The 20441-nt window shown below is 62.7% G+C and carries 22 protein-coding genes; 12 read left to right on the top strand and 10 right to left on the bottom strand.

The window, feature by feature from the left end:
* Positions 1-30 precede the first annotated feature (30 nt).
* Positions 31-615: an RNA polymerase sigma factor gene (locus ACWIKC_RS12220; RefSeq protein WP_454597772.1), complete on the bottom strand. Its 585-nt coding sequence runs from the start codon at positions 613-615 to the stop codon at positions 31-33.
* A gap of 407 nt (positions 616-1022) precedes the next feature.
* On the opposite strand from ACWIKC_RS12220, the gene ACWIKC_RS12215 reads away from it, so the two are divergent.
* From ACWIKC_RS12215 to ACWIKC_RS12190, 6 genes are all read left to right on the top strand, one after another.
* A complete protein-coding gene (locus ACWIKC_RS12215) occupies positions 1023-1259 on the top strand; it encodes a transcriptional regulator domain-containing protein (RefSeq protein ID WP_454597771.1) in 237 nt (78 codons plus the stop codon).
* 22 nt (positions 1260-1281) lie between these two features.
* On the top strand, positions 1282-1824 hold the full coding sequence (locus ACWIKC_RS12210) for a DUF2285 domain-containing protein (protein ID WP_454597770.1): 543 nt from the start codon (positions 1282-1284) through the stop codon (positions 1822-1824).
* Between the two features lie 93 nt (positions 1825-1917).
* On the top strand, positions 1918-2814 hold the full coding sequence (locus tag ACWIKC_RS12205; RefSeq protein ID WP_454597769.1) for a LuxR family transcriptional regulator: 897 nt from the start codon (positions 1918-1920) through the stop codon (positions 2812-2814).
* 122 nt (positions 2815-2936) lie between these two features.
* Positions 2937-3548 carry an acyl-homoserine-lactone synthase gene (locus tag ACWIKC_RS12200; protein ID WP_454597768.1) on the top strand — a complete coding sequence of 204 codons (612 nt, stop codon included), beginning with the start codon at positions 2937-2939 and terminating at the stop codon, positions 3546-3548.
* A complete protein-coding gene (locus ACWIKC_RS12195) occupies positions 3545-4411 on the top strand; it encodes a phytanoyl-CoA dioxygenase family protein (RefSeq protein WP_454597767.1) in 867 nt (288 codons plus the stop codon). Before ACWIKC_RS12200 ends, ACWIKC_RS12195 begins: the two co-directional genes overlap by 4 nt.
* Complete coding sequence (locus ACWIKC_RS12190) at positions 4408-5001, top strand: GntR family transcriptional regulator (RefSeq protein WP_454597766.1); 594 nt, start codon at positions 4408-4410, stop codon at positions 4999-5001. The genes ACWIKC_RS12195 and ACWIKC_RS12190 overlap by 4 nt, the downstream gene beginning before the upstream one ends.
* Positions 5002-5057: 56 nt before the next feature.
* Here ACWIKC_RS12190 and ACWIKC_RS12185 read toward each other — a convergent pair whose 3' ends face one another.
* Positions 5058-6152, bottom strand: coding sequence for a PepSY-associated TM helix domain-containing protein (locus ACWIKC_RS12185; RefSeq protein ID WP_454597765.1), 1095 nt, complete (start codon positions 6150-6152; stop codon positions 5058-5060).
* Positions 6152-8287, bottom strand: a complete 2136-nt coding sequence (locus ACWIKC_RS12180; RefSeq protein ID WP_454597764.1) for a TonB-dependent receptor — start codon at positions 8285-8287, stop codon at positions 6152-6154. Before ACWIKC_RS12180 ends, ACWIKC_RS12185 begins: the two co-directional genes overlap by 1 nt.
* A 238-nt stretch (positions 8288-8525) precedes the next feature.
* Between ACWIKC_RS12180 and ACWIKC_RS12175 the strand changes: the two genes are divergently transcribed.
* Positions 8526-9866, top strand: a complete 1341-nt coding sequence (locus tag ACWIKC_RS12175) for a dihydrolipoyl dehydrogenase family protein (RefSeq protein ID WP_454597763.1) — start codon at positions 8526-8528, stop codon at positions 9864-9866.
* Positions 9867-9875: 9 nt separating this feature from the next.
* Here ACWIKC_RS12175 and ACWIKC_RS12170 read toward each other — a convergent pair whose 3' ends face one another.
* A complete protein-coding gene (locus ACWIKC_RS12170; RefSeq protein ID WP_454597762.1) occupies positions 9876-10280 on the bottom strand; it encodes a MerR family transcriptional regulator in 405 nt (134 codons plus the stop codon).
* A 67-nt stretch (positions 10281-10347) separates the two neighbouring features.
* Here ACWIKC_RS12170 and ACWIKC_RS12165 point away from each other — a divergent pair, with 67 nt between their 5' ends.
* Positions 10348-10743 carry a hypothetical protein gene (locus ACWIKC_RS12165; protein ID WP_454597761.1) on the top strand — a complete coding sequence of 132 codons (396 nt, stop codon included), beginning with the start codon at positions 10348-10350 and terminating at the stop codon, positions 10741-10743.
* Positions 10743-10970 (top strand): GDCCVxC domain-containing (seleno)protein, encoded by a 228-nt coding sequence (locus ACWIKC_RS12160; RefSeq protein WP_454597760.1) that lies wholly within the window; start codon positions 10743-10745, stop codon positions 10968-10970. Before ACWIKC_RS12165 ends, ACWIKC_RS12160 begins: the two co-directional genes overlap by 1 nt.
* On the opposite strand, the gene ACWIKC_RS12155 is transcribed toward ACWIKC_RS12160, so the two are convergent.
* From ACWIKC_RS12155 to lptB, 5 genes are all read right to left on the bottom strand, one after another.
* Positions 10948-12177, bottom strand: a complete 1230-nt coding sequence (locus tag ACWIKC_RS12155) for a tyrosine-type recombinase/integrase (protein ID WP_454597759.1) — start codon at positions 12175-12177, stop codon at positions 10948-10950. The two genes, ACWIKC_RS12160 and ACWIKC_RS12155, sit on opposite strands and share 23 nt — an antisense overlap.
* Before the next feature lie 127 nt (positions 12178-12304).
* Positions 12305-13018, bottom strand: a complete 714-nt coding sequence (trmB, locus tag ACWIKC_RS12150) for a tRNA (guanine(46)-N(7))-methyltransferase TrmB (RefSeq protein ID WP_454597758.1) — start codon at positions 13016-13018, stop codon at positions 12305-12307.
* A gap of 95 nt (positions 13019-13113) precedes the next feature.
* Complete coding sequence (gene ctrA, locus ACWIKC_RS12145) at positions 13114-13809, bottom strand: response regulator transcription factor CtrA (RefSeq protein WP_454597757.1); 696 nt, start codon at positions 13807-13809, stop codon at positions 13114-13116.
* 228 nt (positions 13810-14037) lie between these two features.
* A complete protein-coding gene (rpoN, locus tag ACWIKC_RS12140; protein ID WP_454597756.1) occupies positions 14038-15522 on the bottom strand; it encodes an RNA polymerase factor sigma-54 in 1485 nt (494 codons plus the stop codon).
* Positions 15523-15557: 35 nt separating this feature from the next.
* Positions 15558-16373 (bottom strand): LPS export ABC transporter ATP-binding protein, encoded by an 816-nt coding sequence (gene lptB, locus ACWIKC_RS12135; protein ID WP_454597755.1) that lies wholly within the window; start codon positions 16371-16373, stop codon positions 15558-15560.
* 210 nt (positions 16374-16583) lie between these two features.
* On the opposite strand from lptB, the gene ACWIKC_RS12130 reads away from it, so the two are divergent.
* The 3 genes from ACWIKC_RS12130 to ACWIKC_RS12120 all read left to right on the top strand — a co-directional run bounded on the left by ACWIKC_RS12130 (position 16584) and on the right by ACWIKC_RS12120 (position 19812).
* Positions 16584-16976, top strand: a complete 393-nt coding sequence (locus ACWIKC_RS12130) for a hypothetical protein (protein ID WP_454597754.1) — start codon at positions 16584-16586, stop codon at positions 16974-16976.
* Between the two features lie 95 nt (positions 16977-17071).
* Positions 17072-18418, top strand: coding sequence for a TldD/PmbA family protein (locus ACWIKC_RS12125; protein ID WP_454597753.1), 1347 nt, complete (start codon positions 17072-17074; stop codon positions 18416-18418).
* Positions 18415-19812 carry a mechanosensitive ion channel domain-containing protein gene (locus ACWIKC_RS12120; RefSeq protein ID WP_454597752.1) on the top strand — a complete coding sequence of 466 codons (1398 nt, stop codon included), beginning with the start codon at positions 18415-18417 and terminating at the stop codon, positions 19810-19812. The genes ACWIKC_RS12125 and ACWIKC_RS12120 overlap by 4 nt, the downstream gene beginning before the upstream one ends.
* A gap of 12 nt (positions 19813-19824) precedes the next feature.
* On the opposite strand, the gene ppa is transcribed toward ACWIKC_RS12120, so the two are convergent.
* Positions 19825-20388: an inorganic diphosphatase gene (ppa, locus tag ACWIKC_RS12115; RefSeq protein ID WP_454597751.1), complete on the bottom strand. Its 564-nt coding sequence runs from the start codon at positions 20386-20388 to the stop codon at positions 19825-19827.
* Positions 20389-20441: the final 53 nt, after the last annotated feature.

The raw sequence follows: 20441 nt of genomic DNA, 5'->3' as shown, positions 1-20441 counted from the left end.
TTACGGAACCATGAGGGAATTTGGAGCCGATCAGTATCGATCATTCAGCTCCGCGCGTAGAAGGGCGAGCGCTTTCATCATGTGATAGTCGACTGTCTGCAAAGCGATTCCCAATTCGGCATGAATCTGCCGATAGGACTTCTGCTCGAACCGGTTCATCGCGAAAATCCGGGCTGTCCTTTCGGGCAGACCAGCCAGCAGCTTCTCAAGAAGAAAGGCAGTTTCCTGAGCGTGTATCCGCTCTTCCTGTTCAGGGTCGCAGCAAGCATGGCTGTCTTCGAACAGTGGCTGTGTCCGGATCCGGCAATTCCGCCTGCGCGCGGCGTCAATGAGCAAATTGCGCGCGATGCGGCGAAGAAAGCCTCCGGGATTGCCGAGCTCGGTCAGCTGGGGGCTGGCCGCAGCGCGAAGGAACACTTCCTGTGCCAGGTCTTTGGCCTGCTCTTTGCCAACCTTACTGGCAAGATAGGCAAGCAGGGATTTTCGCTCTTCCCGGTAGAGTACCTCGAATGCGGATCGGCGCGCGCAAGCCGGCTTACCCGGTGGTGTTCGAGCTTTCGAGATTCGCGTTGAAAGAAGAGAAACGGGCCGGCAAGCGGTCGTTATATCGGTCATGCATCGATCTGGGCGGCGTGCACACCCGCAAGCTCGTCAGCGCGAGCCGAATACAGGTTCCAGGTCTGTGTCGCCGTTCAGGACGAAGTCTCGCCCCTTGCCCGGTGCGACCGCCGGGCCGCTGTCGGACCGGCGTGCATGATGTCTGGCGGAATTGTCCACGCGGCCTGCGCCAGCTTTCCGGTCCGCGCTCGACAAGTGTGCCGAAGTCCGAATCTGTATGCAAGTGCGCAGTGTGTGCGGGGACAGGCCGCTCGATCCGAGGTTCGTACAATCCAATCTGGCGCGCCGAACCCGCGCGTCCCTTTTTGTCGACTTCCCATTACTGGGGATGCGGTACCCTCGGCCTTGGGATGCCGCCTTCCGGTCCGCTTCGCTAGCACGCTGAAGTAGAAAGGAGGTGCTCCATGGACCGATCTACGATCTCTCAGGAGCGCAGTGTCGATCACGATTTTTCCGAGTTCGCGCAGGAATTCCTGCGGCGCAACACGGTCTATCGTGAACAATTCGCCGGCGCTCGCCTGGAAACTCCCGAGAAGATGCAATCATTCGCCGCCAGGCGAATGGCCCGTTCGTGGGGCCTCGAATTTTCTTTTCGACCCCTGCCTGCCCACGGCTCACTCGCCGGCTATCTGGCGCCATGAAGACAACCCCGGTGTCGTCGTCGTGCAAGCGCACGACGGCGATGCTTTGCTCGAAGCGACTTTGGGCAGACGCAAAATAATTGCCGAAGCGCAAACCGAACGAGGACGCCATCTGGTAATTGCCGGTCCTCGCGCCCGCCACCGCGTGCTAGTGGCGAAATGCGTTGTTCCTTCTCCGGGCGGCTATCTTGTCGCGGCTGACGGACCGCTGGACCTGCGTCTGGCTGCTCTGAGCGCCTTTCTTGCGCATCCGTCTTGCCCGAGGGCCGTTGTAGCGCGCGCCGCACTGAAGCCTTCCGTTTACCAAGCCTATCGATTGCAGCTGCTGCTTGCGATCCTCGATCGGCTCGATCATCCTTCTGGCGCTCAGCCGACAATGAGGCAGATCGCCTCGGACCTGATCTACCCCGGCACAAGCGGTGGTCGAGCAATCGACTGGAAGACGTCCTCGCGTCGGCGACAGACCCAGCGCCTCGTCGCGGAAGCCCGGCATATGAGGGACGAAGGGTATAGAGCCCTGCTAGCGCCAGCCTCTTCGTCCATTTCCTCAAATACCCATCGGTGAAATGCCAGCGCCGCAAAAGTGCGATGAAAATCCTCGAGACCTTTCCAAAGTTGCTTGAGTCGTTATGTTTTTGCGGCCGCAACATTTTGAAATTTGCAGCACGACCAAGGACAGAACCATCCAGGTCGCAACAGCAACTGTCGAGGCCGGTGGAATGAAACCGCCTGTCGAGACATCCAGCAGGCGTTCGCGCAGGGGCGTGTTGGATGGCGCCCTGCCGATCGAACAGGCGGGATTATGTATGCCAACTTCGCGGAGGAATTCGCTACCGAACTCATCAACGTACAATCGGACACTGAACTGAGCGAAGCGCTTGCCGAGGTGTCACGGCGCCTCGGGTTCGACCATTTTGCCCTTAGTCTCGAATTGCGCTCGGGATCGCGTGAGGCGCCGGGTCTGCTGCTGCATGACTATCCGGACGAGTGGGCCAAGGTCTATGTGGCCTTTGATCTGGCGGGCCAGGACCCGGTCAGGCGTGCCTGCGACAAGAGCTTCATTGGCTTCGCTTGGGAAATGCTCGAGCAGATGGTTCCGCTAACCCGCGGGGACCGGCAGATGCTCACCGTCGGGAAGGAATGCGGTATTGGCAACGGCTATACCGTACCGCGACACCTGCCCGGGCTCGCGCGCGGAACCTGCACCTTTGCCGTCAGTCCGGACAAGGATCTGCCACGTTGCCGCCTCGCCCTTGCCGAGATCGTCGGCACGCTCGCGCTCAGTTGCGCCCTTGCCCTTGGTCCCTCTCGCGAGGCGGAAACTGTTCCCGTGCTCAGCGATCGCCAGCGCGAGTGTCTTGTGTGGACCGCGCGCGGCAAGACCGCCGCCGAGACCGCGATCATCTTGGGTATCGGCACCGAAACCGTCATCCAGCATCTCAAGATGGCCCGCGAACGCTACCAGGTTCATTGCAAGCAATCGCTCGTTGTCGCCGCGCTCTTCGACGGACTGATCGGCTTTGCCGACATCATTCGCTGGCGAGACGCGGACTGAATTCTGCGGCCGGCAATCGGGGGGGAGCCTTCTCGAAAGCTTGCCATCCCCTGTTCTTGGTATGTCCGTACCGGTCCGGATCGGTCAGTTGGTGCCTGTCCTTTCAATCACAGGCGGCAACAATGCAGAACCAGACCAGTCCAGACGATCGGCTGCTTCGGACAATGTTCGAGGCTCGCAAGCGTGTCTTCGTCGATCTCCTCAAATGGGATGTCCCCGTGCTCGAAGGAGCTTACGAGATCGACCAGTTCGACACGCGTGAGGCGACCTATGTCATCCTTGCCGATGAAGAAGGCAGCCACCGCGCGTCGGCGCGACTGCTGCGGACGGATCGAGCGCATATTCTCGGCGAACTCTTTGCGTGCCTTTGCGACGGACCCGTACCGGTGCGCGATGATTTTCGCGAGATCACCCGTTTCTGCATAGAACCGACCCTTCCCCGCAGCGAACGCCGCGCGGCGCGCGATGAGCTGGTAACAGCTCTTGCGGAGCATGCGCTCGCCAACGCGATCGCAGGTTACACCGCGGTCGCGACGCGAAGCTGGTACCGCCAGATTTCCGGTTTCGGCTGGCGGTGCCGGGCTCTCGGGGACGGCTGCCGGATTGGTGCGGACGATCTTGTCGCGCTTCAGATCGATATCGACCGCGAGACACCGGCCGCTCTCGCACGCGGCGGCATCTATCGCCAGCCTTCCTGTCGCATCGCCAGCCAGGCGCTGGAAATCGCGGCATGACCGACGCTGCGCATTCGCCGTGGTTGGGCCAGATCAGGCAGGACGGCTACTGCATCATTCCCGATGCGCTGCCGCGCGCGAGCGTTGAGGCGCTCGATGCCGACCTTGCCGAGGCCTTTGCGGAGGCTCCGTTCGGCAGTGGCGATTTCTACGGTTTCAGGACCAAGCGCTTCGGCAGTCTCCTGCGCCGTTCGCGCTGGGCCGCCGACCTTGTGCTACAGCCAGCTATCCTTTCCCTGGCGCGGGAAATCCTGGGCGATGCGTGCGAGCGAATCCAGCTCAATGTCGCGCAGGCGATCGCCATCCATCCCGGAGAGATCGCGCAGTTTCCGCATTGCGACCACGACATGTGGGCTGGCGAGAAGGGCGCTCACGAATATCTGCTCAACGTCATGTGGCCGCTGACCGAGTTTACAGCGGCAAACGGCGCGACGCGGATATATCCTGGCACGCACCGGCAGACGGTCGAGGCGCTCGACCAGCTCGGCGCGCCCATCGCGGCCGAATGTCAGCCGGGCGATGCGATCTGCTTTCTCGGCTCGACGGTTCACGGGGCTGGGCCAAATCAGACGCATGACGTGCGCCGTGCGGCCGTTATCGGCTACAGTCTTGGCTGGCTCAAGCCGTACGAGAACCTCTGGCTGGCCTATCCGCCGGAAGTGGCGCGTGGATTTCCGGCTGAACTTGCCGAACTTGCTGGCTATTGCCAGCATCGGCCCAACCTCGGCAATTACGAAGGGCAATGCCCCTCGATCCTGCTGCGCGATGGGGTGCCCGAATTTCCGCAGGCGACCGATGCACTTCGCGACGATCAGATATTGGCGGTGCGCGAGTTCGCCGAGGCGCAGCGCGGCAAGCGATGAGCCCGGCCCATGTCCTCGAGCCCACCTATCGCCGTCTCAAACGTGCGCTGATGGAGGGCACCTGGCCGGACGGCGCAAAACTCGAGGCGATGCGGCTTGCCGATGACTTCGGGGTCAGCATGACCCCTGTGCGGGACAGCCTCAACCAGCTGGTTGGCGAGGGGTTGGTCGACCTCACCCCTGGCGAAGGCTTCAGAGTGCCTGTTCTGACCGAACAAGCCCTGCGCGACATACTGGAGGTCAATGCGGTCCTGCTCGAAGCAGCGATACGTGGCGAATGGCGTCTGCCCGGCGGGTTCGATACCGTTGCTAGTATGAACGGCTACGCCCATCGATTGGCCGGGGCGTTTTCAGCTCTCGCAAGGGGGTCCGGCAACCGGCTTCTCGTCGACGCGATCGACTGGATCAGCGAGCGGCTCCATACGGTTCGTTTGCGCGAACCGCAGGTTTTGCCTGACTCGCGGCATCTCCTGGAGCGGATCGAGGCTTGTCTTCACGGTTCGCGAAACGAGCGCCGCAACGCTCTCGACCACTATCACGCGCAATGTCAGAACCAAGTGTCCCGATTGGTCAATCGTCTTCCCGGCTAGGCGGCATGTACAAGCAGTTTTACGAGGCGGTCGATCCAAAAAACCAAGGAATGCTATCAGTTCTCCGCCTTTGCGGAAGCTGCGGCTTGCGCCTTTCCGGACCTCTGGCGCGGCGTTCCGCCGGCTCTCCTTGCCCAGAAGCTCCAGGTCGCCAGGGAGCCGAGCAGTACCAGCGCCAATCCTCCCGCGGTCATGAGCAGTCGCCAGGCAAGACCGCCCACCTTGGCGGCATGCACCGGGTAGAATTTTTCGGTCACTGCCGAAGCCAGATCCTGCATCGCGGGATCGTCCGTTCCAACGATGCTGGCGTCTGCCGGATCGAGCCAGACGTAGGTGCGACCGTTGGGCGTCCATTCGAACTCCTGCCGGAGACGCAGAGCAATCGGTGCTCCAGCTTCGCCGGGCAGCATGATCCTGCGCGGCAGCGCATCTGGGAAGGCAGCTTGTGCCCGCGTCATGACCATGGTCCAGTCGGTGCTGTTCGAGTACCCGGCCAGGTCGTCGGGCAGGACAATGTCCTGCTTGTCGCTTGCCAGCGGTGAGAGGAGGATATTGGCGATGGACGGGAATACCATCATCGCGCCGGTCAGCGCCGTCAGGGTCAAGAGCGGCGATGCGACGGCCCCGAGATCGCGGTGATGGCGTATCACGGCGCTCGTCGTGAAGCGCGCGGGCCAGAGGCGCAAGCGGAAGGTTTTTCGGGTACGCCACCACAGGACCAGCCCGCTGATGCTGAAACCAAGGAGCAGCAGGCCAAGAATGCCGGTGATGGTCTTGCCTGTCTCGCCGACCAGCAAATAGTGGTGAAGGTCGAAAAGCCACAGCTCGGGCCTACCCCAGATGCTCGTCCAGCGATCGACGAGCGCGCCATCCTGCGCGAAATAGGCTCCGCTTCCATCCGCGTAGACGGCCTGATGAAGGCCGATTTCGTCGCTGGCGAACGTAATCCGGGAGAGGCCCGGACCTTCCTCCAGCGCAGCCGAGACCGTCTCGCCAAGCATTGCGGGATCGGTGATCGCGGGCTCTTCCGCACCGGGCAGCAGGATCCAGCTATCTTCCCATAGCAGCACCGTCCCGGACAGGCCGAGAATGGCGAGTAGCAGCCCCGCGATCCCGCCTGTCCAGCGATGCAGCCACGAGAGCAGCTTCATCAGAATTCGCCGCGCCATGCCAGCGTGAAGGTGCGGCCACGTCCCGCGAAGAAGCGGCTGTTGTCCGTGACGCGCACGGTATCGCTGTCATAAGTGATGTAGAACGCATCGGTGAGGTTCTGCGCCGCGAGCGAGAATTCGCCGATGTCGGTCCGATAGGAGATGAAGGCATCGAGCAGTGTGTAGCCTTCGAAGTCCGTCTGCGTCGCGATGTCGTTGAACTCACGCGCCAGGTAGAAGCGTGCCTGTGCGCGGGCGCTGAACGGTCCGGTCGTGTAATCCGCGGCGAGATTGACCCGGTCGGGCGAAATGTTCGCCCCGTCGAGATCGTCATCGATCCGGCCATCGCCGTCGCCGTCCGTCCGACCGGACAGATTGGCATAGCCGCCGCTGAGCGACAGGCCGGGCACAGGTGTCTCCCAGTCGAGACTGGCTTCGAACCCTTCGATCTCGATCGGCTGGCGTTCCACCTCGAACACGCCGCCGCGAAGGACGAGCAGCGACCCGAAATCGCTCGATGACCAGAAGTAGCTGGCCGACGCTTTCAAGGGTCCACGGTCCCATTCGAGGCCCAGCTCGCGATTGTTCGAGACGACCGGTTCGAGCGAGAGGAAATCGTCGATATCGACATCCGGCTGGGTGATGCCGCGCAGGATCCGGCCGACATCGGCGATCGTGAAGCCTTCGGCATAACTGCCATAGGCGCGCAGGCCTTCAATCGGCTCGACGATAACCCCGGCGTTCCAGAGCAGGTCCTTGAAGGAGGGCGCGCCGCCATCGACCTGGACGGGGCCGTAACTTGCCAGGGTCTGGAAATCATCGACCGACAATTGCACGTTCTCGTAGCGCAGGCCGCCCGCCAGACGGAAAAGCCCGTCGGCAAGCGCAAGGTTGCCTTGGACAAAGGGTGCCAGACTGCGAAAATCGCTGCGCGGCACCCATACCCGGTCGGTCTGGACCAGCGATTGTTCGGTGCGATCGAACAGCGCATCGAAGCCGGTTGTCAGGACAAGGTCTTCGATGCCGGGAACGACGCGTTCGTAACTGACCTTGCCGCCAAGCTTGCGCGAACGATTGGCCGACTGGTCGAACAGCGAGCCCGTCGGATCGATGGCAGGATCCTGGAACACGCCGAACACCCCGCCACCGAATACATCGTCGGTTCGGCTGTAAAATCCCTGGAGAACGAAGGTGCCTCCGGCAAGATCGGGATCGATGAGCGATGCGGACAGCAGCTCAGATGTGTTCGATGGTGGATCGCCTTGAGTAACGCCTCCTTCGCTGGTTGCCGGAATCCCGGCCGGCCGGTCCCCCGGAACGAGTACATAGTTCGCGTTGCCTTGCAGTTCATAGCGGTTGGCGACCAGCTCGAGCCGCGCACCGCTTGCCAGCTCGTAACCCAGCCGTCCGAACACCGACCAGCTGTCGCTGTCCTGGATTTCGCCTTGGGTGCCATCGACTCCGATCCGGTTGCCCGCCCCATCGAAAAAGGCGCCTCTGCGCTCCAGCGTCGCTCCGAAGCTCGCATCGAAGCGGCCCGCCCGGTAGCCGATAAGGGCGCCGGTCTTGGCGCCAATCCCTTCGCCGTCGAAGCCGTCCGGCACGGTTACTTGTGCAAGGGCCTGAACGGCCACGCCATCTTCACGCGGGGCGCCGATCGTGACCTGGTTCACCACACCGCCAGTCGCGCCGATGCCCTGCAAGGCGTTGGAGCCGTAGATGACCTCGACGCGATCAATGAAGAAGGGATCGATGGTGTAGCCATCGCGGGAACCGTCGCGAACCGGTGTCGACTGCGGGATGCCGTTGATCGCGTAGAGCGGCGAGCGACCGCGCAGGCTTTCGCCTGCCCCGCTCAGTTTTTCGCGCGTGGGCGAAAAGGATGGAAGAAGTGCGGACACTGCATCGATTGTTGAGCCCGAAATCAGGACCTGCCGGTCAAGTGTCTCGCTATCGATAACATCGACGGTAAGGGGAAGGGCGCTAGCCGGTAGTTGCGATCGAGCGGCAGTGACGATGATCGCCACATCTTCGCTCGCATGCGGTACGCTTTCGTCGATTTCTGGCGTTGCGGTTTGAGCCAGTGCCGGCGTTGCGAGAACGAGTGAAATAACGCCGGTGAGGTGCCTATGCATGAACTTTCCTTCCATTTCTGATCGGCGCCATTAAGGCGCGTGCAAATAACTCGCAATAGCAAAAAGGAGATTTTAATCTGAGCGGGTCGGGGCGGTATTGAGATCAGAATCAGTCCGAAAGGCCACCCTTCGCTTGGCTCCGGTACCATTCACGAGGTTCGAATGGACGATTACCCTGATTGAGGTGCGTCGGAACCCGTAGCCACTCCAGCTTCGTTGAAGATACAGGAGAATGGATATGGAATTCGATTTGGTTGTTATCGGCACGGGCACAGCAGCCATGGTTTGCGCCATGCGCGTGGCGAAGGCGGGTTGGAAAGTCGCGGTTGTCGACGAAAAGCCGTTCGGCGGCACCTGCGCGCTACGCGGCTGCGATCCCAAGAAGATGCTGGTAGCAGGCGCAGAAGCAATCGACGCGAAACAGCGAATGGCTCGTCACGGGGTAAAGGGGGATCTGCGCATCGATTGGCCCGACCTTATCCGCTTCAAGCGCAGCTTTACCGATCCGGTACCTGAAAAGCACGAGCGCCGGTATGAAAAGGAGGGCATCGTGACCTTGCATGGAACGGCAAAATTCACGGGTCCTGATCGGCTCTCCGTAGGCGACCAGGAAATCGAATACCGCAAAATCCTGATCGCGTCGGGAGCCAGACCGATACCGTTAGACATTCCGGGCGAAGAGCACCTGATCGATAATGAGGGCTTTCTCGAACTGCCTTCGCTGCCGAAGCGCATCGTTCTGGTCGGGGGTGGATATATCGCTGCCGAGTTTTCTCATATCGCCGCCCGTGCAGGAGCCGACGTCACGATCCTCCAGCGGGGACCGCGCATGTTGACGCAGTTCGAACCCGAACTGGTGAACTGGCTTATGGATGCTTTCGACCGGATCGGTGTTCGCGTGATCACCGATACGACTGTCGACTCAATTCGGGAACGGGGCGGAGCGTATGTGGTCCACGCGAGCGGTGAGGGCGAACCGATCGAGGTCGAAGCCGATCTCGTCGTCCACGCGGCTGGACGAGCTCCCGCCATCGAGCGGCTCGATCTCGAAAAGGGCGGTATCGCAGTCGAAAACGGAAAGCCGAAGCTCAACGAGTTTCTGCAAAGCGTGAGCAATCCGGCCGTCTATGCTGCCGGTGATGCTGCCGCGAACGGCCCCCCACTCACGCCGGTTTCCAGCCATGATGCAAAAGTCGTCGCGGCCAATCTTGTCGACGGCAATCACCGCAAGCCCGATTACAAAGGGGTGCCGAGCGTTGCCTTCACTCTTCCGCCTATCGCCCGGGTTGGTCTCACCGAGGCCGAAGCGAATAACGCGGGGTTGAAATTTCGTCTCAAGTGCGAGCGCGCCTCTGACTGGTTTACTGCCAGGCGGGTCGCCGAAGCTGTCTACGGCTTCAAGACACTGGTTGAGGAGGAGACAGGGAGGATACTAGGCGCGCATCTCGTCGGACCCGGCGCAGACCAGGCCATTAATATTTTCGGACTGGCGATTCGCCATGGGCTCACCGCTCACGATCTGAAGACTACAATGTTCGCCTATCCAACCGGTGCGTCTGACATCGGATACATGGTCTAGGGGTGGGGTTTAGGGCCGAGCGGACTCCAGCATGTCTATGACTGCGCAGTCGGGCACATGACCGCCCGAACACTGCTCGACGGTAGCGGACAGGTGCCGTTCCAGGCGAGTGAGATCGTCAATCTTGCGCCGCACGTCTTCGAGGTGATGAACTGCAATCTTGCGCACTTCGTCGCAGCATGCTTTGGCAGGACCGCCCAGGTCGAGAAGTGTCCGCACCTCTTTCGGCGCAAAACCCAGCTCGCGCGCCCGCTTGATGAATTTGAGCGTGCGGAGATGACTGTCGTCGAAAACCCGGTGTCCGCCTGCTGTGCGATCCGGCGCACCGAGCATTCCGATCTTCTCGAAGTACCGGATTGTCTCGATATGGACGCCCGTCTTGCGTGCCAATTCACCTATCGAAAGGCCGCCCATGCCGAATCTCCTTGAACCTGTATCCACTACAGGAAGTACATAGGGATCGAATCGAATAGAGGCAAAGATGACTGAGCACGCTATCCAATACGACGAGCCGAAAAGCGTGAGCGATCGCGGGGTTGCAGGCGTTGGAGTGCTGGCGAGTGCAGCGGCGCTACTCTCCGCGGCTGCTTGCTGCGTTCTGCCCTTGGTACTCGTTGCTGTCGGACTCGGCGCTGGAGGGCTGGCTTGGTTTGTTCCCTACCACTTGCCGCTTACAGTCGCAGCCTTCCTAATCGTGGCCTTTGGGTGGTTCCTCCACTTGCGAAAAGTGCGCAGCTGCGGTGCTGATGGCTGTGAGAAGCCTGCCCGCGGCAGCACTGCGCGACTGACATTGCTGATTGCCACCGCGATGATCGTTCTGTCTGCCTTATGGAGCTTTATTGAACAACCGCTGATGCGCGCGCTCGGAGGAGCCTGATGCAGACTGTTTCCACGATCACGTGCCCTCATTGCCAAGCGGCCACCACCGAAACCATGCCGACCAACGCATGCTGGTTTTTTTATGAATGCCAGCATTGCCAGAAAAGACTGCAGCCACTGCCAGGGGACTGTTGTGTCTTTTGCTCTTATGGTGATGTCCCGTGCCCGCCTATTCAGAAGGCGCGGGAAAATGGTGGCGGTACTACTTGCTGTCTACCGCAGTAGAGGGGGTCGCATCATGCAAAACGCAATCGAGATGCTTGTTCCAGTCATCAAGAGCATGGCGTTTCTCCTCTTTCCAATCGTGGCGCTGGTAAACTCCCGCCACGCCCGCACGTGAACCGCTTACATGATTCAATACCGCTTCGGTAACCTCGAACCTTACACCTAAACGCTGGAAATTCGTCGCGAGCGTTCGTCGCAAATCGTGAAGGCGCCAGGGAGGCAAAGGTTCGCCTTCGGTTTCCTCGATGGCGCTATCCAGCTTCATTTTGCCTTTATGGTAGCCTGCGAAGCCTGCCCCACTCGCGGTCGCAAACACTCTGCCATTGCGCGGCCATTTCTCTCCGCCAGCCAACCGATCAAGTTCGATCATGGCGAGTTGGTTCAATGGAATGGTGTTGAACTCGCTGTTTTTCGTGCGCTGGCCGGGCAGGGTCCATAGTCTTTCCGCTCTGTCGAGTTCCTGCCAGTGCATCCCGCAAACTTCTTCGCGGCGCTGTCCGGTCAAAATCAATAAGCGGACAATCGGCCCGAAACAGGGGTGGCATTCGGGCGTGGCATGCCAGATCAAGCGCAGCTCCTTGTCAGAAAGCCAGCGATCCCGCGGCCTTACCGGCGGCGGCGTCTCCATGCCCTCCATAGGGCTGCGTTCGAGATCGCCACGACTTACAGCCCAGCGGAATAGGCGCCGCATTACCGCAAAGACGTTCCGACGATTGGCGACCTGCTCTTCCGGCATCTGGTCGAGAACTGATACGATATCTGCCCTGGTGATCGAAGGCAGCGGCTTCTTGCGTAGAACTGGCTCAAGATGGAGCCTGATCACACGCTCGACCAGACGACGCCATCCCTCGCCTTTGCAGGAACGGGTGAAATGCCGCGCGTAATTGTCGAACGCCAGATCGATTGCCTCCCGACGCCTCTGTTTGTCAGCCTCCACAGGATCAATGCCCTGGCCGACGATCAAGAGCAGGCGTTCGGCTTCCGAGCGGGCGGTCGTAGGTGTCCATGGAGACCCATGTGAGCCGATCGTATAACGCCGTGCGATTGTCTCACGCCCTCCCATCCTGAATTGAAGGACGTAAGAGATGCTTCCTGAAGGCGTGATCTTGGCACCAAAACCTTTGAGATCAGTGTCCCATAAAAATTGGCTCGAGCTGCCAGCCTCAACCGCGTCTATCGATTTTTTCGTGATTTTTCCTGTTGCCATCCGAAACCTCGTGTCCCTTTTCTGGCAATCACCGGGTAATCACGCAAGCGGAAAAAGGAGCGAAATGGAGGCTATTCTGGCGTAAGCCGAGTCATCTAAGTACTTGGTAATACAAGAATATCGTACTCTAGCGTCGTCTAAATCGAAAGTACCAGACCTCGTGGCCGAACACGTCGCGGGCCTTTTTCTCGTAGCGGGTTTCGGGCCAGCCCGAGGGGCGTTGCTGCCAGCTTGTCGGCCCGTCGGTCACCCATTCGAAGACGTCGGTGAAGCGCCGCATCACCATCAGCGCGTGGCGCAGGTAGATCGCGTGATCGGTCCCGAAGCGGAATTCGCCGCCAGGCTTCAGCTTGTCGGCGAACATCTGCACCGGTCCGTCGTTCATCATCCGCCGCTTGGCGTGCTTGTTCTTGGGCCACGGGTCGGGGTGGAGCAGGTAGAGCATCGTCAGCGCGCCATCGGGGACCCGCTCGAGCACTTCGAGCGCATTGCCGTCGTGCAGCCGGATATTGGCGAGCTTCTGTTCCTCGATATGCGCCAGCGCCTGCGCCACGCCGTTCATATAGGGCTCGGCCCCGATGAAACCGTGGTCGGGCAGCAGATCGGCGCGATAGGCGAGATGCTCGCCGCCGCCGAAGCCGATCTCGAAATGCAGCGGGCGCCCACGCCCTTCGGCGTCGCCGAACAGGCGCTCGGCGGTCACCGGGCCATCGTCCGGCACCGCGATGCGGGGCAGCAGATTGTCGACCAGGCCCTGCTGGTGGGTGCGCAGCGGCTTGCCGATCGAGCGGCCATAAAGCCGCTTCAACGTGGTCGGGTCGCCTTCCTTGAATGCCGTCATGCGCGCGCCGTTAACGGGAAACGCCCGAGACCGAAAGGCCCCGGGCGTCTGTTCTCGTCCAGGAGACGAATTTCAAATGGGGTTGGCGCTGCGGATTAAGCCGCTTCGGCCTCTTCGTCGGGATCGCGCAGTACATAGCCGCGGCCCCAGACGGTCTCGATGTAATTCTCGCCCGCGCAGGCGTGGCTCAGCTTCTTGCGCAGCTTGCAGATAAACACATCGATGATCTTCAATTCGGGTTCGTCCATACCGCCATAAAGGTGGTTGAGGAACATTTCCTTGGTCAGCGTGGTGCCCTTGCGCAGGCTCAACAGCTCGAGCATCGCATATTCCTTGCCGGTCAGGTGGACCCGCGCGCCATCGACCTCGACGGTCTTGGCATCGAGGTTCACCGCCAGCTTGCCGGTGCGGATGACCGACTGGCTGTGGCCCTTGGAACGGCGCACCACAGCGTGGATGCGCGCAACCAGTTCCTCGCGGTGGAACGGCTTGGTGACGTAGTCGTCGGCACCGAAGCCGAAGCTGCGGATCTTGGAATCCATCTCGGCGACACCCGACAGGATCAGCACCGGGGTCTGCACCTTGGCGACGCGCAGTTTCTTGAGCACGTCGTAACCATGCATGTCGGGAAGGTTGAGATCGAGCAGGATGATATCGTAATCATACAGCTTGCCCAGATCGAGGCCTTCTTCGCCGAGATCGGTCTGGTAGACGTTGAACCCCTCGGTGGTGAGCATCAGCTCGATCGCCTTGGCGGTCGTGGGTTCGTCTTCGATCAGCAATACACGCATGGGTGGTCCCCCGGCTTGACCCCAAAGATTTCGCAACCTGTCGGTAAGGAGTGTTGCGCCTTATTAACCACACAAGCTCTGAATGAAAAAGGTTAACGAGGGGTAAAACGCGTTAACTTTTTTCGCCGTTCAGGGGCTTTTCGCCGTTAAGGGGCATTGTAACGAGACAAGCGGGCGGTTTGAAGGCCATCCGGATCCGGCGGGCCTGGGGGCTTGTCCCGCGCGCGCCTAATAGTTCGCCAGCTTCTTCGCGCGCCGCCTCTGCGCGCTCGAACCGATGCCGATCGCCTCGCGATATTTGGCCACCGTACGGCGGGCGAGGTCGAAACCTTCGCCCTTGAGCAGATCGACCAGCTTCTGGTCGGAGAGCACCGATTTGGTGTCCTCGCCGTCGCACAGCGCGCGGATTCGCGCCTTGATCGCTTCGGAAGACGCGCCTTCGCCATCGGCCGCCGCGACCCCGCTCGAGAAGAAATATTTGAGCTCGAAGGTGCCGCGCGGGCAGGAGAGGTATTTGTTGCTGGTGACCCGGCTGACCGTGCTTTCGTGCATCTCGATCGCCTCGGCCACTTCGCGCAAGGTCAGCGGCTTCATCGCCGCCACCCCGCGCCGGAAGAAGCCTGCCTGGCGCTTGACGATCTCGGCGGCGGTCTTGAGGATGGTCTTCTGCCGTTGGTCGAGCGCGCGGATCAGCCAGTCGGCCTCGGACAATTGCTCGTTGAGCCAGGACAGCGACTGCTTGTCGCGCGCGCCTCCCTTCAATTCGAGGAAATACTCGCGATTGACCACCAGCCGCGGCAGGCTCGCCTCGTTGATGCGGATCGTCCAGCCATCCGCGCCATCCGATGCCATCAGCACATCGGGGACCACCGAGGATTGCGCCGCGCCGCCGAAGCGGCAGCCGGGCTTGGGGTCGTAGCTGCGGAGCTCGGCGAGCATGTCGGCGAAATCCTCGTCGTCGACCTCGCACATCCGCTTGAGCCGCGCGAATTCGCCCGCCGCGACCAGATCGAGATTGTCGATCAGCCGCGCCATGCACGGGTCGTAGCGGTCCGCCTCGCGGGCCTGCAGCGCCAGGCATTCGCCCAGCGTGCGCGCGCCGACCCCGGTGGGATCGAGCGTCTGGATCAATTCGAGCGCGCGTTCGATCTCGGCCAGCGCGATGCCCAGCTCGTCGGCGAGCGCGAAGAGATCGCCGGTGAAATAGCCAGCCTCGTCGAGTTCGCCGATCAGCCGCGCCGCGACGAAGGCTTCGCGTTCGTCATGCGCGACCGCGCCGATCTGATCGGCGAGATATTCGGCCAGCGTGGGCTCGCCATTGGCGCGGTTTTCGAGGTCGGGCGGGCCTTCGTCCGACATCCCGCCCGAACTCGCCGCGCGGCCCCAGTCTCCCTGATCGCCAGGCGCGGCATCGGGGTCGAGCGCGCCTGGCGCGATATCGAGCGCCTCGGTGCCGTCGAAACCGCCGTCGCTCTCGTGCTCGCGCGGTTCGGGGGCGGGTTCGTCTCCCCCTCCATCGGCCCCGCCCTGGCTATCGCCGCGCTCGTGGCTGGTCTCGCCCATCTCGAGCAGCGGATTGGTCTCGAGCGCCTCGCCGACAAAGGTCTCGATCTCGAGATTCGACAGCGCCAGCAGCTTGATCGCCTGCTGCAATTGCGGCGTCATCACCAGCGATTGCGTCTGGCGCAGATCGAGACGCGGGCTCAGGGCCATGGCCGCGTCCTAAAGCTCAAGGGGCGATAGCGCGCTCACAAGGTGAAGCCCTCGCCGAGATAGAGCCGCCGCACGTTCTCGTCGGCGACCAGCGCTTCGGGGGTGCCCGCGAACAGCACCTGCCCGCCGTAGATGATGCAGGCGCGATCGACGATCTCGAGCGTCTCGCGGACGTTGTGATCGGTGATCAGCACCCCGATGCCGCGCGTTTTGAGATCCTTGATCAGATCGCGGATGTCGTTGATCGACAGCGGATCGATCCCGGCAAAAGGCTCGTCGAGCAGCATGATAGAGGGCTTGGCGGCGAGCGCGCGGGCGATCTCGCAGCGGCGCCGTTCGCCGCCCGACAGCGCCATCGCGGGGCTGGAGCGGAGCCGGGTCAGCCCGAATTCCTCGAGCAACCGCTCGAGTTCCTGGCTGCGCACGGCCTTGTCCGGCTCGACCATCTCGAGCACGCAGGCGATGTTCTGCTCGACCGTCATCCCGCGAAAGATGCTCGTCTCCTGCGGCAGATAGCCCAGCCCCAGGATCGCGCGGCGATACATCGGCAGCTTGGTGACATCCTCGCCATCCATCAGGATGCGTCCGGCATCGGGGCGCACCAGGCCCATGATCGAATAGAAGCAGGTGGTCTTGCCCGCGCCATTGGGGCCGAGCAGGCCCAGCACCTCGCCCTTGGCGACGGTCAGCGAGATGTCCGACAGCACCACGGTCTTGTCGTAGCTCTTGGCTATCGACACCACCTCGAGCCCGCCCCCCAGCCCGCCATCGGGTAGCGGCGGCGCGGCCTCGACCAGCGCCTCCTCGGCGAGGTGGTCGGGTTGCAGGGTTGGGGGGGCAGTATCGGCCATGGGAAGGCTTTAGCATGGCAGGCGGTAGTGAAAACCCCGCTGGTCGTGCGCCTTGTGCGTTTGGGAGGATAGCGACCATGCCATGCCGGGGGGCGAGCAGGCGCGCGCAATATCGTGTCGGAACCGGACAGTACGCAGCGCACAACTTGCGCTATCCGCGCAATTCTGGAATAAATCCTCGCGGGACAGGAAAAAAAGGGAGTCGCACCGATGAACAGGGCGATCGAGAGCGGCGCGCAGGACCCCAAGGTCACCGCGCGCACAACAAGCCACCACGCAGCGCAGGCACGCGACTGGCGCAAGTCGATGAGCGACAATGTCGCGCTGGCTCTGATCGTCTACACCGGCCTGCAGATCTTCATGACGGTCAACGCGCTCAAAGCGGGCTTCTCCTCGATCCTGCCCTATGTCGCGCTGGTCTTCCTCGTCGGCGCGGTCATCCCCGGCTGCCGCTGGTTCGAGCGCCGCTGGCTCAATCTCGACGACAGCGAAGCGCACGATCCGCAGCTCGGCGGTGCCTTCCGCCGCGACCAGATCGCGCTGTGGGTGCTGGCGATCGGCCTGCCGGTGCTGATGACGGCGGCGTTCAAGACGATGTTCTGACTGCAACCCGCAGGGGCTCGAACCCTGCGGCAATTGCCAAGCGCTGCGCAGGCACCTACCCGAACCGGCATGACAGGTTCCGGAACACTCAATCCATGATCGACGCCGAAACAGCGATCGCGCGCTGCGCCGATCTGGTCGAGACCGCGCGCCGGCTGGGCGCCGACGCCGCCGATGCGGTGACCAGCGCCCAGGCTTCCGAAAGCGTCGCGATCCGGCTGGGCAAGCTCGAGGAGGTCGAGCGTTCCGAGGGCGAGTCGATCGGCTTGCGGGTCATGGTCGGCCAGCGCTCCGCCTCGATCCAGACCAGCGATTTCTCCCGCGCCAGCTTCGAGGAACTGGCCGAGCGCGCGCTGACCATGGCGCGGCTCGCGCCCGACGACCCGTATTCCGGCCTCGCGCCGCAGGACCGCCTGTTTACCGGCGCGATCCCCGATCTCGAATTGCGCGACCCCCACGAACCCGCCCCCCAAGCCTTGCGCGAAGCCGCGCTCGAGGCCGAGGATGCGGCGCGCGCGATTCAAGGCGTCACCAATTCCAACGGCGGCAGCGCCAGCTTCTCGCATTCGGTCGCCGCGCTAGTCACCTCGCACGGTTTCGCGCGCGGCTACGAGGCGACCGGGCACAGCCTGTCCGCCAGCGTGGTCGCGGGCGAGGGCAGCCGGATGCAGACCGATTTTGATTATCGCACCGCACGCCACCGCGCTGATCTCCCCGCACCTGCAGAGATCGGCGCCGAGGCCGGGCGGCGCACCGTCGCCAAGCTCGACCCGGTCTCGATGCCCAGCGGCCCTGTCCCGGTGGTGTTCGATCCGCGCGTGGGCGGGGGGCTGATCGGCCATCTGCTGGGTGCGATGAGCGGGCCTTCGGTGGCGCGCAAATCCAGCTTCCTGCTCGGCAAAGAGGACGACGAGCTGTTCGATCCGGCGATCCGCATTCTTGAGGATCCGCATCGCCCGCGCGGCCTACGCTCGCGTCCCTTCGATGGCGAGGGACTGCCGACGACGGCCCGCGCACTGGTCGAAAACGGGCGCATCTTCGGCTGGCTGACCAATTCCGCCGCGGCGCGCCAGCTCGATGCGCCGCTCAGCGGCCATGCCGCGCGCGGCGGGGGCGGGGCGCCCGGCGTCTCGGCCAGCAATATCCACCTCGCGCCCGGCATACTGTCGCGCGATGAATTGATCGCGGATATCGCGGATGGCGTGTTGATCACCAGCGTCTTCGGGCAGGGGGTGAACATGGTTACGGGCGATTACAGCCGCGGCGCCACCGGCTTTCGCATCATCGACGGGCAGATCGCCGGGCCGGTGGCCGAAATCACCATCGCCGGCAATCTGCTCGCCATGTTCCGCGCGCTGGTGCCAGCAAACGATCTCGAGATGATCCATGCGATCAACGCGCCCACCCTGCGGGTGGACGGGATGACGGTGGCGGGCGAATGATCCGCCGCCTCTTCGCGCTGCTGCTCCTGCTCGCCGCGAGTCCCGCCTCGGCCATGCTGCCGACGCTGGAGGCTCCCGCAACGCCCGCCGCCGAGGCTCCGGCACCGGCGCAGACGATCGAGGACACGCAGGAGAGCGGCTCGGACGCGCGGATCGCCGCGCGCATCCGCGGCATTTTCCGCGAACTGCCGGCCTTCTCGGATGTCGATGTCGCCACGAACCAGGGCGTGGTCGCGCTTTCGGGAACGGTCCCGACGAAAGACGATATCGCCCGCGCCGAAGCGATCGCCGGGCGCGTCTCCGGGGTGGTCACGGTCGAGAATGCGATTGATCGCGATGTCTCGGTCGATGCCTCGCTGGGCGGCCTGACGAGCATCGGCGAGCGGCTGGACGGTCTGGCGAGAATGCTCCCGCTGCTCGCCATCGCCTTTACCGTGGCGCTGGTGATCATCGTGCTGGGCTACCTGCTCGCCGGGCTGACGGGTCTGTGGCGCCGTATCGCGCCCAATCCCTTCCTCGCCGAATTGATCGCCAGCGCGATCCGCTTCGTCGCGGTGGTGCTGGGCGTGGTCATCGCGCTCGACATGATCGGGGCGGGCGCGCTGATGGGCGCGGTGCTGGGCGGCGCGGGCGTGATCGGCATCGCGCTGGGTTTCGCGATGCGCGACACGATCGAGAATTACGTCGCCTCGCTGATGCTCAGCCTGCGCCAGCCCTTCCGCGCCAATGAACTGGTGCAGATCGGGGATCTGGAGGGGCGGGTGATCCGCCTGACCAGCCGCGCGACCGTGCTGATGACGCTCGACGGCAACCATCTGCGCATCCCCAATTCGCAGGTGTTCAAGGCGGTCATCATCAACTTTACCCGCAATCCGCAGCGTCGGTTCCAGTTCGATCTGGGAGTCGATGCCGATGACGACGCCAGCGCGGCGCGCCTGCTGGGCCGCGATACGCTGGCCGCGCTGCCCTTCGTGCTGAACGACCCGCCGCCCGAGGCGCGGATTATCGAGGTCGGCGAATCGAATGTTGTGATCCGGTTCCTCGCCTGGATCGACCAGAACGAAAGCGACTGGTTCAAGACCCAGAGCCAGGCGATTCCCGCGGTCAAGCACGCACTGGAGGCGGGCGGGTTCGCTCTGCCCGAGCCGATCTATCGCCTGCGCTTCGATCCGCGTTCGGCCACGGTGCCGTTCGAGAACATCAACGATGTCCGGCGCGACCGCGACTCATCGCGTTCCGTGCCGTCGCCCGACGCATCCGACGCGCCCGCCAGGCCTGCGCCTCCTCAAGAAGATCTGCGCCCCACCGATGAAGTCGCGCAGATGGTCGATGCCGAACGCGCTGCCGGAGCGGGCGAGACCGACCTGCTCGATTCCTCCCGCCCGGTCGAGTAACCGCGGCTCGGTTCAGTCGGCGCCGTCTGGCTTGGCGTCCGGCTTGGCTGCTTCGGTCGCGCGCTCGACTGCTTCCAGCACGATCTGCTTGGCTTCGGCGGCATCGCCCCACTTGCCGACCCGCACCCACTTCTCCTTCTCGAGATCCTTGTAGTGGGTGAAGAAGTGTTCGATCTGCTCGAAGATGATCGAGGGCAGGTCCTTGGTTTCGGCGACATCGGAATAATAGGGGAAGGTCGTGTCCACCGGCACGCAGATCAGCTTCTCGTCGCCGCCGTGCTCGTCCTCGAGGTTGAGCACGCCGATCGGCCGGGCGCGGACCACGCAGCCGGGAATGAAGGGGCTGCGCGCGATCACCAGCGCGTCGAGCGGGTCGCCATCGGGCGAGAGCGTGTGCGGCACGAAGCCGTAATTCGCGGGATAGCGCATCGGCGTGTGGAGGATGCGGTCGACGAACAGCGCGCCCGATTCCTTGTCGAATTCATACTTCACCGGTTCGCCGCCGGTCGGCACCTCGATGATCACATTGAGGGTGTCGGGCACGTTGTCGCCGGTGGGAATCTTGTCGATACGCATGGTTCTGCTCGCTTCGGTTCCGGCCCGCTCGCCCGCTTAGCCACCCGATCGCG

This window comes from Qipengyuania sp. SM2507, assembly GCF_053714505.1.
The sequence above is the reverse complement of the archived record's forward strand: the minus strand, read 5'-3'. Positions and strand labels throughout refer to the sequence as shown.

Bases quoted from the DNA above. Each gene is read 5' to 3' on its own strand.
- ACWIKC_RS12220 (WP_454597772.1), bottom strand. From the start codon at position 615: ATGACCGATATAACGACCGCTTGCCGGCCCGTTTCTCTTCTTTCAACG.
- ACWIKC_RS12215 (WP_454597771.1), top strand. From the start codon at position 1,023: ATGGACCGATCTACGATCTCTCAGGAGCGCAGTGTCGATCACGATTTT.
- ACWIKC_RS12200 (WP_454597768.1), top strand. From the start codon at position 2,937: ATGCAGAACCAGACCAGTCCAGACGATCGGCTGCTTCGGACAATGTTC.
- ACWIKC_RS12195 (WP_454597767.1), top strand. From the start codon at position 3,545: ATGACCGACGCTGCGCATTCGCCGTGGTTGGGCCAGATCAGGCAGGAC.
- ACWIKC_RS12190 (WP_454597766.1), top strand. From the start codon at position 4,408: ATGAGCCCGGCCCATGTCCTCGAGCCCACCTATCGCCGTCTCAAACGT.
- ACWIKC_RS12185 (WP_454597765.1), bottom strand. From the start codon at position 6,152: ATGAAGCTGCTCTCGTGGCTGCATCGCTGGACAGGCGGGATCGCGGGG.
- ACWIKC_RS12180 (WP_454597764.1), bottom strand. From the start codon at position 8,287: ATGCATAGGCACCTCACCGGCGTTATTTCACTCGTTCTCGCAACGCCG.
- ACWIKC_RS12175 (WP_454597763.1), top strand. From the start codon at position 8,526: ATGGAATTCGATTTGGTTGTTATCGGCACGGGCACAGCAGCCATGGTT.
- ACWIKC_RS12170 (WP_454597762.1), bottom strand. From the start codon at position 10,280: ATGGGCGGCCTTTCGATAGGTGAATTGGCACGCAAGACGGGCGTCCAT.
- ACWIKC_RS12165 (WP_454597761.1), top strand. From the start codon at position 10,348: ATGACTGAGCACGCTATCCAATACGACGAGCCGAAAAGCGTGAGCGAT.
- ACWIKC_RS12160 (WP_454597760.1), top strand. From the start codon at position 10,743: ATGCAGACTGTTTCCACGATCACGTGCCCTCATTGCCAAGCGGCCACC.
- ACWIKC_RS12155 (WP_454597759.1), bottom strand. From the start codon at position 12,177: ATGGCAACAGGAAAAATCACGAAAAAATCGATAGACGCGGTTGAGGCT.
- trmB (WP_454597758.1), bottom strand. From the start codon at position 13,018: ATGACGGCATTCAAGGAAGGCGACCCGACCACGTTGAAGCGGCTTTAT.
- ctrA (WP_454597757.1), bottom strand. From the start codon at position 13,809: ATGCGTGTATTGCTGATCGAAGACGAACCCACGACCGCCAAGGCGATC.
- rpoN (WP_454597756.1), bottom strand. From the start codon at position 15,522: ATGGCCCTGAGCCCGCGTCTCGATCTGCGCCAGACGCAATCGCTGGTG.
- lptB (WP_454597755.1), bottom strand. From the start codon at position 16,373: ATGGCCGATACTGCCCCCCCAACCCTGCAACCCGACCACCTCGCCGAG.
- ACWIKC_RS12130 (WP_454597754.1), top strand. From the start codon at position 16,584: ATGAACAGGGCGATCGAGAGCGGCGCGCAGGACCCCAAGGTCACCGCG.
- ACWIKC_RS12125 (WP_454597753.1), top strand. From the start codon at position 17,072: ATGATCGACGCCGAAACAGCGATCGCGCGCTGCGCCGATCTGGTCGAG.
- ACWIKC_RS12120 (WP_454597752.1), top strand. From the start codon at position 18,415: ATGATCCGCCGCCTCTTCGCGCTGCTGCTCCTGCTCGCCGCGAGTCCC.
- ppa (WP_454597751.1), bottom strand. From the start codon at position 20,388: ATGCGTATCGACAAGATTCCCACCGGCGACAACGTGCCCGACACCCTC.